This is a genomic window from Glutamicibacter soli (assembly GCF_052322135.1).
Lineage (GTDB): Bacteria > Actinomycetota > Actinomycetes > Actinomycetales > Micrococcaceae > Glutamicibacter > Glutamicibacter soli.
Genome location: NZ_CM125969.1, coordinates 2,788,036 through 2,802,994 on the forward strand (window position 1 = coordinate 2,788,036; position 14,959 = coordinate 2,802,994).

Sequence of the window (14,959 nt, forward strand, 5' to 3'; positions counted from 1 at the left end):
CGGCCTGCTGGAATGGGAGAACCCCGCACACCGAAGTGTGCGGGGTTCTCCCGTAAGGCGTCTGGGCAAACTAGGCGGTGAAGGTGCGCCCGGTCAGCCGCTCGTACGCCTCGATGTAGCGCGCGCGGGTCTTCTCGATGATTTCAGCGGGAAGCGCCGGAGGCTGCTGGCCCGAGGTCTTGTCCCAGCCCGAAGCCTGCGAGGTCAGCCAGTCGCGGACGAACTGCTTGTCGAAGCTTGCCTGGGCCTGGCCCGGCGCGTAGGACTGCGCGTCCCAGAAGCGCGAGGAATCCGGGGTCAGCACCTCGTCGCCCAAGGTGATCTGGCCGGTGGCCGGATCCGCGCCGAACTCTACCTTGGTGTCGGCCAGGATGATGCCGCGCTCGCGCGCGATCTTCTCGGCCTGCTCGTAGAGCGCCACGGTCTTCTCGCGCAGCGCCTCGGCCACCTGGGTGCCTACGCGGTCCACGGTCTGCTCGAACGAGATGTTCTCGTCATGCTCACCCACTTCGGCCTTGGCCGAGGGGGTGAACAGCGCCGGCTCAAGGCGCGAGCCATCCACCAGGCCTGCCGGTAGCGGCAGCTCGCAGACGGTCGAGGACACCTTGTACTCGGCCAGGCCGGAACCGGTCAGGTAGCCGCGGGCGATGCACTCGATCGGGTACATCTCCAGCTTCTTGCAGACCATTGCGCGCCCCGCCACCTCGGCCGGGACCTCGGTGGAGATCACGTGGTTGGCGAAGTCGCCCAGCTGCTCGAACCACCACAGGCTCAGCTGCGTGAGCACCTTGCCCTTGTCCGGGATTTCGCTGGTCAGCACGAAATCGTAGGCGCTGATGCGGTCGGAGGCCACCACCAGCACGCGGTCGGTGTCCTGGAAGCTGACGCCCGCCGGAACGTAGAGGTCGCGCACCTTGCCCGAGTAGAAGTGGTCCCAACCCTCAAGGGCGAGCACGTCGGTCTGGAATCCTGCCATGAATCTGTAGTCCTCTACTTGCTTTCGTTTGCCACGACGATCTCGCCGCGTTCTGCCTTCAGTGCGATGTCGCTGCGCGACTGGGCACCGGGCCAGCTGATTTCCGCCACGCCGGCATACGCCGCAGCACGGGCCGCCGACAGGTCTTCGCCCAGGCCGACCACCGCCAGCACGCGGCCGCCGGCCACGGTGATGTTGCCCTGCTCGTCGCTGGCGGTGCCTGCGTGCATGACATGCACGTTGTCGATGGCGTTGGCCGCGTCCAGGCCGGCGATTACCGCACCCTTGACCGGGGTGTCCGGGTAGTTCTCCGCGGCGATGACCACGTCCACCGCGGTCTGCTTGGACCACACCAGCTGCTCGGTGTCATCCAGCTTGCCTCGGGCCGCGGCCAGCAGTACGCCGCCCAGCGGGGTCTTCAGGCGGGCCAGCACTGCCTGGGTCTCCGGGTCGCCGAAGCGGGCGTTGAACTCGATGACGCGGATGCCGCGCTTGGTGATGGCCAGGCCGCAGTAGAGCACGCCGGTGAACGGGGTGCCGCGCTTTTCCATCTCGCGCAGGGTCGGGTAGGCCACGCGTTCCATGACCTCGTCCACGAAGCCTTCCGGCAGCCATTCGAGCGGCGAGTACGCGCCCATGCCACCGGTGTTCGGACCTTCGTCATTGTCGAAGATGCGCTTGAAGTCCTGGGCCGGAGACAGCGGCACCGCGTGCAGCCCGTCGCAGATGACGAACAGGGACACTTCCGGGCCGTCCAGGAATTCCTCGATGACCACGGTGCCTCCGGCCGCGAAGCAGGCCTCGGCGTGGGCCAGCGCTTCGGCGCGGTCGGAGGTGACTACCACGCCCTTGCCGGCCGCCAGCCCGTCGTCCTTGACGACGTAGGGCGCGCCGAACTCGTCCAGCGCGCGGGCGGCTTCATCGGTGTACGTGGCGACGTGCGCCATGGCGGTCGGCACCTGGGCGGCGGCCATGACGTCCTTGGCGAAGGCCTTGGAAGCTTCCAGCTGCGCCGCGGCCTTGGTCGGACCGAAGACCGGGATGCCCGCGGCGATCAGCGCGTCGGCCACACCGGCTGCCAGCGGGGCTTCCGGGCCGACTACCACCAGGTCGCTGGCCAGTTCGCGGGCCAGGGCGAGCACTGCTGCCGGATCCTGGGCGTCGATCGCGTGGGTGGTGACGTCCTGCGCCATGCCGGCGTTGCCGGGCGCGCAATGGACCTCGTTGACGTAGGGGTCTGCACTCAGTGCTCGGACAATTGCATGTTCGCGGCCGCCTGGGCCAATAACCAGTACCTTCACATGCCAAAGTTTACCGGAGATCCCCGCTCCCCCAGGCGTGTGTGACCGCGCGATGCCACACATCCCCAGTGGCGGGTCCGGGGCCTAGACTGGCAGGCATGGAACTTGGCCTTGAGTTGTCCGACTGCGCCGAATTGGTGCGCATCACCCGCAATAAAGTGGTTGAATCCCGCCATCTCGGGGTAGCCGTGGTGCTGGACCCCTCCGGGCAGGTGGCGGCCGTGCTGGGCAAGCCGCAGGCACGGATCTTCCCGCGCTCCGCGCTCAAGCCCTTCCAGGCCATCGGCTCGCTGCGCGCCGGTGCGCAACTCTCATCCCAGGGTACCGCTTTAGCCTGCGCCAGCCACCTGGGCACCTTCCGGCACCAGCGCATCGCCGAGCAGACGCTGGAAGCCGCGGGGCTGGGCACAACCGACCTGCAGTGCCCCAGTTCCTGGCCGGGCGACTCCGCGACCCGGGATGCAATGAATCGCCAAGGCCTGGGGCCTGGCAGGCTGGCATTCAACTGCTCGGGCAAGCATGCTGCCTTCCTGAATGCCGCGGTTCACGCCGGCGAACCAACCGGCTCATATCTCTCCCCCGGCCACCCGGTACAGCGCGCGGCGCTGGCTGCCATGGAGGAATTCTGCGGGCCGATCAGCTTCGTCGGGGTCGACGGCTGCGGCGCTCCGGCCCCGCAAATGTCGCTGTTGTCCCTGGCCCGGGGATTCGGCCGGCTCGTTTCTTCCACGGACCCCCAGGCCGAGCAGGTGGTGCAGTCAATCCGCGAGAATCCGTGGGCCATCCGCGGCGAAGGGTCGGCCAACACCCTGGTGATCGAGCGCACCGGCATCATCGCCAAGCTCGGCGCCGAGGGCGTGCTGGCCATGGGAACCCCGGGCGGATACAGCGTGGCGCTGAAAATGCTCGACGGTTCCTCGCGCGGCACCGACCTGCTGGCACTGGACCTGCTGGCCTCCGCCGGAGCACTGGGCAAGGAGGAGCACCGGCAGCTTCGCGCAGCGCTGGCGCCGGCCGCCTCGACACCCGGGGCGCGCGCGGCTGGACTAGAGTTGGCGGGTAGGGATTTCTCCGGAAACTGAATCATGACGCTTCACCGTCATCAAGCGAAGGGGCCTGGCACATGGCCATCAAACGGCGCATCAACGACACCGACGGGCGCTCCGCGCTCAGGGAATGGGTTAATTCGTTGCAAGCCGAAGCCTCCTTGCCCCGCCCGGTGCTGGCCACCGCGGTGCGTTTCACCCTAGAGGAGCTCGCCTCGCGGGCCGAGGGCAACTCGGTGGAAGTCAGGGTGCCACCCTTCGGTGTGACCCAGTGCATACCCGGGCCCCGGCACATCCGCGGGACCCCTCCGAATGTGGTCGAAATGCCAGCCGATCTATGGCTTCGCCTGGCAACAGGGAAGCTCGTCTGGGCGCAGGCCCTGCAAAGTGGGCAATTGCACGCCTCTGGACTTAGGGCAGACTTGTCGGCACATCTTCCCCTGATTGAGTACCCTTAAAGGTATGGAGCAACACCCCGCCACCCCGTCGTCTGCCGATCAGCCCATCGAAGTCCAGGTTCACGCATCACCGAAGTTCTGGCCTTTCGTCTTGACGTTCCTCGTCATAGGCGCGTTGGTTGGACTGATTGTCGGCCTGGTTGGGGAGCCGTCCGAGGAATATTCACGTGCATCGGCCTCCGGGTTCTTTGCCATGTTCTGCGGCGGCTTGGGCGTCGGTATCGGCGCCGTGGTCTACGTGATCGTTGATCGCGTGACCATGCGCAAATCCAGCAATCATCTGGCGGTTCCCCTGGCCGAGGACACCGACTCCAGCGGACCACAAGGCTAGGGCGCCCTTCCCCTTCCCAGGAAGGCAGGCGGCCGCGCACCTGGCCGCCACCCACCACATATTTGGTCGGTGTCGACCTCTGAGAAACATGAGAGAATAATTACATGGCGCGTGGCGATGGATTTCTAAATCACGACCTCCTTCCGGGCGAGAAGGGGCCGCAGGATGAATGCGGCGTCTTCGGCGTCTGGGCTCCGGGTGAAGAAGTCGCGAAGCTGACCTATTACGGTCTTTATGCACTGCAGCACCGAGGCCAGGAATCCGCTGGCATCGCAACCTCTGATGGTGCACGCATCAACGTCTACAAGGACATGGGCCTCGTCTCCCAGGTCTTCGACGAGAACACCCTGAACTCCATGACCGGCCAGCTGGCCATCGGCCACTGCCGCTACTCCACCACCGGCTCCAGCCACTGGGCCAACGCCCAGCCGACCCTGGGCCCGACCACCACTGGCACCGTGGCCCTGGCCCACAACGGCAACCTCACCAACTCGGCAGATCTGGCGGACATGGTCCGCGCCAAGCAGCTCGCCGAAGGCGGCAAGGTCCGCGGCGAGCTCGCCCAGGGCAACACCACCGACACCGCGCTGGTCACCGCGCTGCTGGCCGGTTCCGAAGGCCAGAGCCTGGAAGACACCGCCCTGGAGCTGCTGCCGAAGATCGAAGGCGCCTTCTGCTTCGTCTTCATGGACGAGGACACCCTCTACGCAGCCCGCGACCCGCACGGCATCCGCCCGCTGGTGCTCGGCCGTCTGGACCGCGGCTGGGTTGTCGCCTCCGAGCAGCCCGCCCTGGCCACCGTGGGCGCCTCGTTCATCCGCGAGATCGAGCCGGGCGAAATGATCGCCATCGACGAGAACGGCGTGCGCTCCACCCGCTTCGCCGAAGCCACCCCCAAGGGCTGCGTCTTCGAGTACGTGTACCTGGCCCGCCCGGATGCCACCATCGCCGGCCGTTCGGTCTACGAATCGCGGGTGGAGATGGGCCGCCAGCTGGCCCGCGAGAACTCCGCCGAGGCTGACATCGTGATCCCGGTTCCGGAATCCGGCACCCCGGCGGCCATCGGCTACGCCGAGGAATCCGGCATCCCGTTCACCCACGGCTTCGTGAAGAACGCCTACGTGGGCCGCACCTTCATCCAGCCGTCGCAGACCCTGCGCCAGCTGGGCATCAAGCTCAAGCTCAACGCCCTGGAGACCGTGCTGCGCGGCAAGCGCGTGGTAGTGGTGGACGACTCGATCGTGCGCGGCAACACCCAGCGCGCCGTGGTGCGCATGCTGCGCGAGGCCGGCGCGGCCGAGGTTCATGTGAAGATCTCCTCCCCTCCGGTGAAGTGGCCCTGCTTCTACGGCATCGACTTCGCCACCCGCGCGGAGCTGATCGCCAACGGCGCCGCCGTGGAGGAAATCGGCAAGTCGATTGGCGCGGACTCGCTGGCCTACATCTCCGAGGACGGCATGATCGAGGCCACCCGCCAGCCGCGCGAGCGCCTGTGCACCGCCTGCTTCACCGGCGACTACCCGATCGCCCTGCCGGATGCCACCCGCCGCGGCAAGAACCTGCTGGAAGCCGCCAACCAGGCCGGCTGCGAGCCGGGCCCGGACTCCGAGCTCGAAGTCACCCTCTAGCCCACGCCCACCCACGTAACCCAACTCGTTGCAAGCGCACCTCAGCACAGCTGCGGTGTCCACGACAGATAGGAACCCCCTGCCATGAGCGGCACGCAAGATCAGCCCACGTCCATCACGTACGCCGGCGCAGGTGTAGACGTCGAAGCCGGCGACCGCGCGGTCGAGCTGATGAAGGGCGCGATCAAGGCGACCCACACCTCCGGCGTTGTCGGCGGGGTCGGCGGCTTCGCAGGACTCTTCGACGTCTCCTTCCTGACCGGCTACAAGAATCCGTACCTGGCCACCTCCACCGACGGCGTGGGCACCAAGGTCGCCATCGCCCAGAAGCTGGACATCCACGACACCATCGGCCAGGACCTGGTCGGCATGGTCGTGGACGACATCGTTGTGGTCGGCGCCAAGCCGCTGTTCATGACCGACTACATCGCCACCGGCAAGGTCGTTCCGGAGCGCATCGCCGACATCGTGCGCGGCATCGCCGAGGGCTGCAAGCTGGCAGGCACCGCGCTGGTCGGCGGCGAAACCGCCGAGCACCCGGGGCTGCTGGCCGAGGACGAGTACGACGTGGCAGGCGCCGCCACCGGCGTCATCGAGGCAGACCAGCTGCTGGGCCCGGAACGCGTGAAGGCCGGCGACGTGGTCATCGGCATGGCCTCCTCCGGCATCCACTCCAACGGCTACTCGCTGGTGCGCCGCGTCATCGCCCACGCCAAGTGGGAACTGGACCGCCAGGTCGAAGAATTCGGCCGCACCCTGGGCGAGGAGCTGCTGGTTCCGACCCGCATCTACACCACCGCCTGCCTGGATCTGGTCGGCGCGCTGAACGACGGCGAGAACTTCGGCGTGCACGGCTTCAGCCACGTCACCGGCGGCGGCCTGGCCGCCAACCTGGCGCGTGTGCTGCCCCGCGGCCTGATGGCCCGCGTGGACCGCTCCACCTGGGCGCTGCCAGCAGTTTTCTCCACCATCGCGCAGCTGGGCAACGTGCCGCAGGCCGACCTTGAACGCACCCTGAACCTGGGTGTGGGCATGGTCGCCGTCGTGGATCCTGCCGTGGCCGACCGCGCCGTCGAACTGCTCAACGCCGCGGGCATGGGCGCCTGGGTCATGGGCGAGGTCGAGAACCTGGATCCGTCGGCTTCCGCCGCAGGCCTGGACTTCGTCCAGGGCGCCAAGGGCGTGGACGGCGGCGCAGTGCTGCTGACCGGCAGCTACGCCAAGTAGGGCTAACGCTTCAACCCCCTGCATACCGGCCGGAAGGCCGGCATGCAGGGGGTTTTGCGTTTCCCGACACGCATGATTAACCGGATGGGTTCCGCGTGGCCGGCGTACAGGAATCGATTCAGCGGTAGTCGATGGTCAGCAGCGAGTCCCCCGGCAGCGATCGCAACGTCTGCTCCGCAAGCTGCGAGACTTGGATCCCCGAGGCACGGCGCGGAACAATCTCCGCTTCCGCCGGGCTCCAGCAATTGAGGATGGCGATTCGCGACACGTGCTCGGCGATGCTTGGCAGTACGTGCAGCCAGGCGATCAGGGTCTGCGGGTCGAGTCCGTCGCTGGGCTTTTTCCCGGGGCCGAGCCCCACCAGGCTCCCGCAGTTGCACATGTTCGGCACCAGTTCAAAGTGCCTGGAGCTGCTGCGGACGCGTGAAGACTTGATCCGCAGCTCGGTGTCCTGCGGGGCGACGCCCAGCCGCGATGCGGTTTCTGCGACGAATCGCTCAGTAAACGAGTGGGCGTTGATCGCCCAGAGCACGGTTTGGCACATGCATCAATTATGCAGGTGACTGACGTCGGCAGCCGGTGCCCGATGAGCTTCTGCCCGGGCCGGTGCGGCAAGGCTGGCCGCGACGCGAAATGCCCTCGCCTCGGGCCTTGCCAGCGTCTGGGTAAGTTGACCCATGGCCTCCTCCGCATGATGGGTGATCCGCCCAACGCGCGGATCCTGCGCCGCCCGTAGCGTGGACTGCGTGAACGGTCCGGGGACTTCCCGCCGACCGCCAGCCCGCCCCGGCCCAGCTAAAGCATGCCGGCCAGGCCAGGATCGACGCGAAGCTCACAAAGCACGGAGCCCGCCGGCACACCGCGTGGGCCAACACCATCTTGGACGCCGTGGATGAGCAGACAGCAGTCGTGGTTGGCACCGAGGCCGCCGGTTTGGTCATTCCTCACCTGGCCCGGCAGCTGATCGCCTTGCATGCCCAGCGGACCGACGTGGCCACGCATCTTGAAGCCATGGGTCGGGCGCACCCTCTTTACCCGGTCCTGACTTCCATGCCAGGGGTCGCCGTCAGGGCCACTGCGATCTTCATCGCCTAGACCTCCGGCAAGACCTTCGACAGTGCCGCAGCACTGGCCTCCTATGCCGGGCTGGCGCCAACCTCCCGTCAGTCGGGCACCTCGAATAAGTCCGGATGGGTCAGCCATTCAGGCAACAGACGCCTGAAACGAGCGTTGTTCCTCTCGGCGTTCGCGTCCATCCGTTTCGACTCGGCCAGCCACGCCTACTATGACCGGAAACGGGCTCTGGGCAAACGCCACAACCAGGCGCTCCTCGCGCTGGCCCACCGGAGGCTAACGGTCATGTTCGCAATGATCCGCGACGGGTCGCTTTACGATGCCCCGGTGCCGGAAGTTGCTTGACAAAATACATAGGGCCCCCATCCCCAACGGGCTGATCTGGTGCGCCGCCATCGAGGCTTGCCAAAAGATCGGGGCCTTCGAACGGGTCGGCGAATGGACCGCGGCCCTGGATGTGTTTCGGCTTCTAGAACTAGGCCATTAAAGCGCTAAGACAGTGGGCCAATTCAGCGCGAACTTAGGCCATTTCATCCCACCCCAACAAATCCTCCTGACTATGAGATTCATAAATGCTAAGTCACCGGCTCAGGATCCTCATTTCCAGTAGCTCTCAACTCATCAACAGCACTCCGGAGCAGAGTGACAGCACCTGTAGAAATCCATGGTGCCCCGAGGCCGTTGGAACATCATGTGAAGAACGCCCTAGTCACACAAAGGGGCAACGCATGATCATAGTCATCGAGCCGCAAGAGACAGTAAAGCAGCCCTCCCAGAAGTAGCAATCCCCGAAGCAAGGTTGACCCCCGCTGAAAGCAGTCAGGTAGTTGAGCATGACCATGGTGGTAACCCATGCGCCGAAATGGTCTACCTTAGGCCACTGAAATGGCCTGGCCTCGCCGCCTTAATGGCCTAGTTCCAAAAAGCCGAAACACACCCTGGACCAGTGGCGACGCAGCAACCCGGGAATGACCGCGTTCGGAGGTGAATGCGCGCTGTACACCGGGCAGCTCCTGGCGCTGCGCGGTGCGTGGGACGAAGCCATGGAGGAATTCTCCGCTGCCGGCCGGCGCTTCGAGAGCAACTCCCAAATCTAGGCGGCGGGGGCGGCCGAACGCGAACGCGGGGACTTGATGCTCATCTGCGGCGAACTGGCCGCCGCGGAGCAGGCCTACCAGGTCTCGGCCGAGCACGGAGGCGACCCGCAGCCGGGGCTGGCGCGGTTGTGGGCCGGGAGGGGCGACACCCAGGCCGCGGTGGCCGCGGTCGAACGCTGCCTGCGCGTGCGCACCGTTCCCGCGCAACGGAACCGGCTGCTGCCCCAGGCAAACGACGTGTTCCTGATGGCGGGCGACACCGAACGCGCGGGCGCGCTGGCTGCCGAGCTGGAGCCGCTGGCCCAGCAGCCGGGGTGCGAGAGTGCGCTGGCCGCGGCCGCCCATGCTTATGCCTGCCTGGAGCTGGCCCGCGGCGATGCGCCGGCGGTACTGCTCTACGCACGCAAGGCGATCCAGGGCTGGGACCGGGTCGGTTGCCCCTACCGGGCCGCCCGGTCGAGGCTCGTGCTGGGGTGTGCACTGCGCCAGCTGGGCGACCAGGGGTCAGCCCACGCTGAATTACAGGCCGCCGCAGACACGTTCCGGCGCTTGGGCGCACTGCCCGAGGCGAGGGAGGCCCAAAACCAGCTGCCGGTTCCCCTACCGGGCCGGTATCCCGTCGGGCTCACCGAGCGGGAGGTGCAGGTACTGCAGCTGGTGGCCGCCGGGCGCAGCAACCGGGACATCGCCGCGCAGCTGTATCTCAGCGAAAAGACCGTGGCCCGGCACCTGAGCAACATCTTCGCCAAGCTCGATGTGGGGTCGCGCACCGCGGCGGCCGCCTGGACCTTCGCCCACCACCTTGCCTAGCGAGGCTAGGAGAGCTGGTCCAGCGCCTGCCCCAACGGAACCCGCCAACGCCAGGTCGCCTTCTGTTCGCCGCGCACGTGCCCGTTGGTAATCAGCGCGACCGGAAGCCCCAGCTTCACGAAGTCCAGCAGGATGCGGTAGCCGCTCATCACGGCCAGCGAGGAACCGAGCACCAGCAGCGAGGTGGATTCCGCCTGCAGCTGCGCCATGGCTTCCTTGCGGGCCGGCGGCACGCTTTCGCCGAAGTAGACCACGTCAGGCTTGAGAACCAGCGAACCGCAGTTCTCGCAGGCGACCATGGCGAACTGGTCCACCAGGTACTGCGGCAGTTCCACGTCCCCGTCCGGATTGACCGCTTCGGGGTCGATTTCCACCGCTTCCAGGTATCCTGCGTTGGCCGCCTGCAGGCGCGCGTCGAAGTGCAGCCGATCCTCGGTGTGGCCGCAGTCCAGGCAGCGCACGATCGACAGGTCGCCGTGCACCGGGATCACGCGCCGGGATCCGGCCTGCTGGTGCAGCCCGTCGACGTTCTGGGTGATGATCCCGTTGATCCGACCCTCGCGCTCCCACTGGACCAGACGCCGATGGATGTCGTTTGGTTCGGCATTGCCCATGTGCCGCCAGCCCACGTAGCCGCGCGCCCAGTAGCGCTGGCGGGCCTCGGGGCGGTAGCGGAACTCCTGGAAGGTCATCGGCCGGTGCCGTTGCAGCGAGCCGTTGGGACCGCGGTAGTCCGGGATGCCCGAATCGGTGGAGACGCCGGCCCCGGTAACCACCAGGACCTTGCCCTCGTCCAGCATGGATTGCACCCCGTCGCGGGCTTCGGCCTCGGGTGATGCCTCGGCCTGCTGTTCCACGATGCGCTGCATGGAGCGGATCGCCGAGTGGTGCGCCATCTGGATCGAGAGTTCCTCGGGCGTGCTCATGTTCGACCTTTCACCGTTCCGGGTACGACAAAGGCCGCAGCGACCTCAAAGCTAATTTAGCTTATTCGCTGCGGCTTATCGTAAAAATGTATTGAAGAGCTGTACCACTTACTGCACAGGTGTGGCACCCCGAGCTAAAAGTATCCCGGTAAACGTCGACGACCTTAGTCGTCTTCGCCTTCTCCCGAATACTTCTTAGTCAACTCGTCGTAATCCGAATAATCGTCGTCATACGATGAATCATTACGCCCAGTATCCTGAGCATGACGATCGGAGGGCACACCCAACTCGCGTTGGAGTGCCGAAAGGTCCGTCGAGGGCGAGTAGTACTTGATATCTCGCGCTTGACGCTGTGCTTTAGCCTTTTGACGGCCGCGCCCCATGGCGTGACCCCCTCTTTTCAGTAGAGTCGGGAGGTGGTCCACCTAATAGATGGAGGCCCCCGAATATGTGATCAGTTCTTTCGTAATTAAAGGTTAACACGATTCCACGGCGAGCGCTGAACGCAACACCGGTCAGAACCGCTAGACTGGCGATTAGTCCAACGACTATTTTATGACTAGTCGCAGTTCTCGCCCGATCCGCTGACAAAGGAGCTCATCAGGTGGTGGATAAGAATCTCCCGGAGCCGCAGGCCGCACTGCCGCCGTTGCGCCCGGAACCGGAGAAACCCAAGCGTCAGATCGGGCAGTGGTTCCTGCTGGCCGCAGCCGTCATCGCCTTAGCAGCTGCCGTGGTTTTCGTAGTGCTCAGAATCATTGATCCGCCGCCTTCGCCAGAGGCGAACAACGTGCAGCGCAATGAGGCACCCGGCCTGGACGGCGTCATCGCCGAGGGCATGCCGCCGGAGCAGCTGGTGCTCGGCGACTGCTTGCGGGGTTTCACCACGCCGCTGGATCCGCAGACCGTAGTAACCTGCGATTCCTCCCATAACGCGCAGCTGATCGGCACCTTCGAGCTTGAGGGCGCCCCCGAGGCACCCTACCCCGGCGCGGACGAGCTGCTGACCCAGTCCGAGGACCTGTGCAAGTCGGTCTCCTTGGACCCAAGCGCGGGAATCGACTCCACCTGGACTTACCACTTCTCGCGGCCGTCGAAGGCCACGTGGGAAAAGGGTGACCGGTTGGTCTCCTGCTTCCTGAGCCTGACCGACGGCAACGTGCGCAGTTCGCTGCTGCCTGCCTCGGATGAGCCGGGAAGCTCCGCTTCGAACCCGTCCGAGGACAAGACCAGGGAAACGGAAAACGCCAACGCCTAAGTCGGCTCTCGGCGCTGCTGGGCCGATGCCGCAGGATACCGGAATGCGGTGTGAAGACCACGAGGTCTTCACACCGCATCCCTTTTGTTCACGGCCCGTGAAGGCTAGCTGTCGGCGCGTCCTACGGTCAGCCGGTCCTTGCCCTCGTCCAGCGTGACCGAAACGGTGTCCCCGTCCTGGACCTCGCCGGCAAGGATTTCCTTGGCCAGCCGGTCGCCAATCTCACGCTGCACCAGACGGCGCAGCGGGCGGGCACCGAAGGCCGGGTCGTACCCGGTCAAGGCGAGCCATTCGCTGGCGGCCGGATCCACGTCAAGGGTCAGTCGCCGTTCGGACAGGCGCTCGGAGAGCTGGTCGATCTGCAGCTTGACGATGTTGCCCAGCTCGTCGATGCTCAGCGGGTCGAACATGATGACCTCGTCCAGGCGGTTCAGGAACTCCGGCTTGAACGAAGCGTTGACCACGTTCATCACCGCCGCCTTCTTGGTCTCGGCATCCAGGGTCTGGTCCACCAGGAACTGGGAGCCCAGGTTGGAGGTCAGGATCAGGATGGTGTTCCTGAAGTCCACCGTACGTCCCTGCCCATCGGTCAGCCGTCCGTCGTCGAGCACCTGCAGCAGGATGTCGAAGACCTCGGGGTGGGCCTTCTCGACTTCGTCGAGCAGGATCACCGAGTACGGCCGGCGGCGCACCGCTTCGGTCAGCTGGCCGCCCTCTTCGTAGCCCACGTAGCCCGGAGGGGCACCGACCAGTCGCGAGACCGCGTGTTTCTCCGAGTACTCGGACATGTCGATGCGCACCATGGCGCGCGGGTCGTCGAAGAGGAAGTCGGCCAGGGACTTGGCCAGCTCCGTCTTGCCCACGCCGGTGGGGCCGAGGAACAGGAAGGAGCCGGTCGGACGGTTCGGGTCGGCGATGCCTGCACGGGTGCGGCGCACCGCATCCGAGACCGCGGCCACTGCCTGCTTCTGGCCCATCAGGCGCTGCCCGATGATCTCCTCCATGTCCAGCAGCTTCTGGCTTTCGCCCTGCAGCATGCGCCCGGCAGGGATGCCGGTCCAGGCGGAGATCACCTCGGCAATGTCATCCGCGGTGACCTCGTCGGCCACCATGGTGTGCTCCTTGGCGCCATGCGCTTCGGCGGCCGCGGCGGCGTCCAGTTCCTGCTGGAGCGTCGGGATCTCGCCGTAGAGCAGGCGCGAGGCCTTCTCCAGGTCGCCTTCGCGCTGGTACTTCTCTGCCTCGGAGCGCAGCTCATCCAGCTTGACCTTCAGGTCGCCGACCCGGTTCAGGCCTGCCTTTTCGGCTTCCCACTGCGAGTTCAGGGCGTCGAGCTTCTCCTTCTTGTCGGCCATGTCCTTGCGCAGGGCCTCCAGGCGTTCCACCGATGCGGGATCGGTTTCATCGCTCAGCGCCAGCTCCTCCATGGTGAGCCGGTCGACTTCGCGGCGCAGCTCGTCGATCTCCTCCGGGGCGGAGTCGATCTCCATGCGCAGGCGGCTGGCTGCCTCGTCGACCAGGTCGATGGCCTTGTCCGGCAGCTGGCGCCCGGAGATGTACCGATTGGACAGCGCGGCGGCGGCAACCAGCGCGGAGTCCGCGATGGACACCTTGTGGTGCGCTTCATAGCGTTCCTTCAGGCCGCGCAGGATGGCAATGGTGTCATCCACGCTCGGCTCCCCCACGTACACCTGAGCGAAGCGGCGCTCCAGCGCCGGGTCTTTCTCGATGTTCTCGCGGTACTCGTCCAGGGTGGTAGCACCGATCAGGCGCAACTCGCCGCGGGCAAGCATCGGTTTGAGCATGTTGCCGGCATCCATGGCGCCTTCGGAGGCGCCAGCACCGACCACGGTGTGGATCTCGTCGATGAACGTGACGATCTGCCCGTCAGAGGACTTGATCTCTTCCAGAACCGCCTTCAGGCGCTCCTCGAATTCGCCGCGATACTTGGCACCGGCAACCATGGCACCCAGGTCAAGGGAGATCAGGGTCTTGCCGCGCAGCGATTCCGGGACGTCCCCGGCAATCATGCGCTGGGCCAGGCCCTCGACCACGGCGGTCTTGCCGACACCGGGCTCGCCGATCAGCACCGGGTTGTTCTTGGTGCGGCGCGAAAGCACCTGCACCACACGGCGGATTTCACGGTCGCGTCCGATGACGGGGTCCAGCTTGCCCGCACGGGCCAGCGCCGTCATGTCGGTGCCGAACTTCTCCAGGGACTGGAAGGTCGCCTCGGGGTTCGGGTTGTCGACCTTGCGGTCGCCGCGGATGGTGGGCAGGGTTCCCACCAGCAGGTCGCGGGTAACTCCCATCTCGCGCAGCGCCTCGCCGGTCTTGGTCTGGTCGCTGGCCAGTGCGATCAGCAGGTGCTCGGTGGAGACGTAGGTGTCGCCCATTTCCGTCGCAGTCTCCTGGGCGTTGTTCACCACCTGCAACAGCTGGCGGGAGAACTGGGCCTGGGCCACCGAGGAACCGGAGCTGGAAGGCAGCGCCTTGATCAGCGAGCTCGCCTTCACCGAAAGCGCGTCGACATCCAACCCTGCAGTCTTCAGCAGTGCCACCGCAACCGAGTCACGCTGGTCCAGCAGCGCCTTGAGCAGGTGCGCAGGTTCAATCTGGGGATTGCCTGCGGTCGATGCGTTCATCCCGGAGGCCGAGAGAGCCTCTTGGCTCTTGGTAGTGAGTTTGGTGTCCACGCGCTTCCTTTCGTTTGTGGGTGAACCTTTAAACTTGAGTGTACTTAACTCAACTCTTGTTTGACAGGGGTTATTCCGTTTTCGCCGAACAATTTCAAAAAAGTTTTTCCTTGTATTCACCGAGCCGACCT

Annotated in this window: 14 protein-coding genes and 1 pseudogene; 9 read left to right on the forward strand and 6 right to left on the reverse strand. The window is 65.7% G+C overall.

What is annotated here, in order from left to right; all coding sequences use genetic code 11:
• Positions 1 to 70: 70 nt before the first annotated feature.
• Together ACTX90_RS13250 and purD are read right to left on the reverse strand one after the other, a co-directional pair.
• On the reverse strand, positions 71 to 976 hold the full coding sequence (locus ACTX90_RS13250; RefSeq protein WP_047119853.1) for a phosphoribosylaminoimidazolesuccinocarboxamide synthase: 906 nt from the start codon (positions 974 to 976) through the stop codon (positions 71 to 73).
• A gap of 14 nt (positions 977 to 990) precedes the next feature.
• The gene (gene purD, locus ACTX90_RS13255; RefSeq protein WP_443442217.1) at positions 991 to 2,277 is read right to left on the reverse strand and encodes a phosphoribosylamine--glycine ligase; all 1,287 of its coding nucleotides are present in this window, start codon (positions 2,275 to 2,277) and stop codon (positions 991 to 993) included.
• Between the two features lie 98 nt (positions 2,278 to 2,375).
• On the opposite strand from purD, the gene ACTX90_RS13260 reads away from it, so the two are divergent.
• From ACTX90_RS13260 to purM, 5 genes are all read left to right on the forward strand, one after another.
• On the forward strand, positions 2,376 to 3,359 hold the full coding sequence (locus ACTX90_RS13260) for an asparaginase (protein ID WP_443442218.1): 984 nt from the start codon (positions 2,376 to 2,378) through the stop codon (positions 3,357 to 3,359).
• Between the two features lie 41 nt (positions 3,360 to 3,400).
• On the forward strand, positions 3,401 to 3,781 hold the full coding sequence (locus ACTX90_RS13265; RefSeq protein WP_443442219.1) for a sterol carrier family protein: 381 nt from the start codon (positions 3,401 to 3,403) through the stop codon (positions 3,779 to 3,781).
• Between the two features lie 4 nt (positions 3,782 to 3,785).
• Complete coding sequence (locus ACTX90_RS13270; RefSeq protein ID WP_047119856.1) at positions 3,786 to 4,112, forward strand: hypothetical protein; 327 nt, start codon at positions 3,786 to 3,788, stop codon at positions 4,110 to 4,112.
• A gap of 104 nt (positions 4,113 to 4,216) precedes the next feature.
• On the forward strand, positions 4,217 to 5,740 hold the full coding sequence (gene purF, locus ACTX90_RS13275; RefSeq protein WP_047119857.1) for an amidophosphoribosyltransferase: 1,524 nt from the start codon (positions 4,217 to 4,219) through the stop codon (positions 5,738 to 5,740).
• Between the two features lie 84 nt (positions 5,741 to 5,824).
• On the forward strand, positions 5,825 to 6,967 hold the full coding sequence (purM, locus tag ACTX90_RS13280) for a phosphoribosylformylglycinamidine cyclo-ligase (RefSeq protein ID WP_443442220.1): 1,143 nt from the start codon (positions 5,825 to 5,827) through the stop codon (positions 6,965 to 6,967).
• Positions 6,968 to 7,085: 118 nt separating this feature from the next.
• Here the strand turns inward: purM and ACTX90_RS13285 are convergent, their stop codons facing one another.
• Positions 7,086 to 7,511, reverse strand: coding sequence for a hypothetical protein (locus ACTX90_RS13285; RefSeq protein WP_443442221.1), 426 nt, complete (start codon positions 7,509 to 7,511; stop codon positions 7,086 to 7,088).
• 236 nt (positions 7,512 to 7,747) lie between these two features.
• Here ACTX90_RS13285 and ACTX90_RS13290 point away from each other — a divergent pair.
• The 3 genes and pseudogenes from ACTX90_RS13290 to ACTX90_RS13300 form a co-directional block, all read left to right on the forward strand.
• Positions 7,748 to 8,386: pseudogene (locus ACTX90_RS13290) on the forward strand (transposase); the annotation flags it as partial.
• A gap of 623 nt (positions 8,387 to 9,009) precedes the next feature.
• A complete protein-coding gene (locus tag ACTX90_RS13295) occupies positions 9,010 to 9,138 on the forward strand; it encodes a hypothetical protein (RefSeq protein WP_272926295.1) in 129 nt (42 codons plus the stop codon).
• A gap of 36 nt (positions 9,139 to 9,174) precedes the next feature.
• Positions 9,175 to 9,948, forward strand: coding sequence for a helix-turn-helix transcriptional regulator (locus ACTX90_RS13300; RefSeq protein WP_113607495.1), 774 nt, complete (start codon positions 9,175 to 9,177; stop codon positions 9,946 to 9,948).
• A 5-nt stretch (positions 9,949 to 9,953) separates the two neighbouring features.
• Here ACTX90_RS13300 and ACTX90_RS13305 read toward each other — a convergent pair whose 3' ends face one another.
• The gene (locus tag ACTX90_RS13305) at positions 9,954 to 10,874 is read right to left on the reverse strand and encodes a Sir2 family NAD-dependent protein deacetylase (RefSeq protein WP_053798619.1); all 921 of its coding nucleotides are present in this window, start codon (positions 10,872 to 10,874) and stop codon (positions 9,954 to 9,956) included.
• 164 nt (positions 10,875 to 11,038) lie between these two features.
• Positions 11,039 to 11,257, reverse strand: coding sequence for a DUF3073 domain-containing protein (locus ACTX90_RS13310; RefSeq protein WP_082123962.1), 219 nt, complete (start codon positions 11,255 to 11,257; stop codon positions 11,039 to 11,041).
• A gap of 224 nt (positions 11,258 to 11,481) precedes the next feature.
• Here ACTX90_RS13310 and ACTX90_RS13315 point away from each other — a divergent pair, with 224 nt between their 5' ends.
• Positions 11,482 to 12,132: a septum formation family protein gene (locus ACTX90_RS13315; RefSeq protein WP_147407163.1), complete on the forward strand. Its 651-nt coding sequence runs from the start codon at positions 11,482 to 11,484 to the stop codon at positions 12,130 to 12,132.
• Between the two features lie 104 nt (positions 12,133 to 12,236).
• Here ACTX90_RS13315 and clpB read toward each other — a convergent pair whose 3' ends face one another.
• Positions 12,237 to 14,828 (reverse strand): ATP-dependent chaperone ClpB, encoded by a 2,592-nt coding sequence (clpB, locus tag ACTX90_RS13320; RefSeq protein WP_047119861.1) that lies wholly within the window; start codon positions 14,826 to 14,828, stop codon positions 12,237 to 12,239.
• Positions 14,829 to 14,959 lie beyond the last annotated feature (131 nt).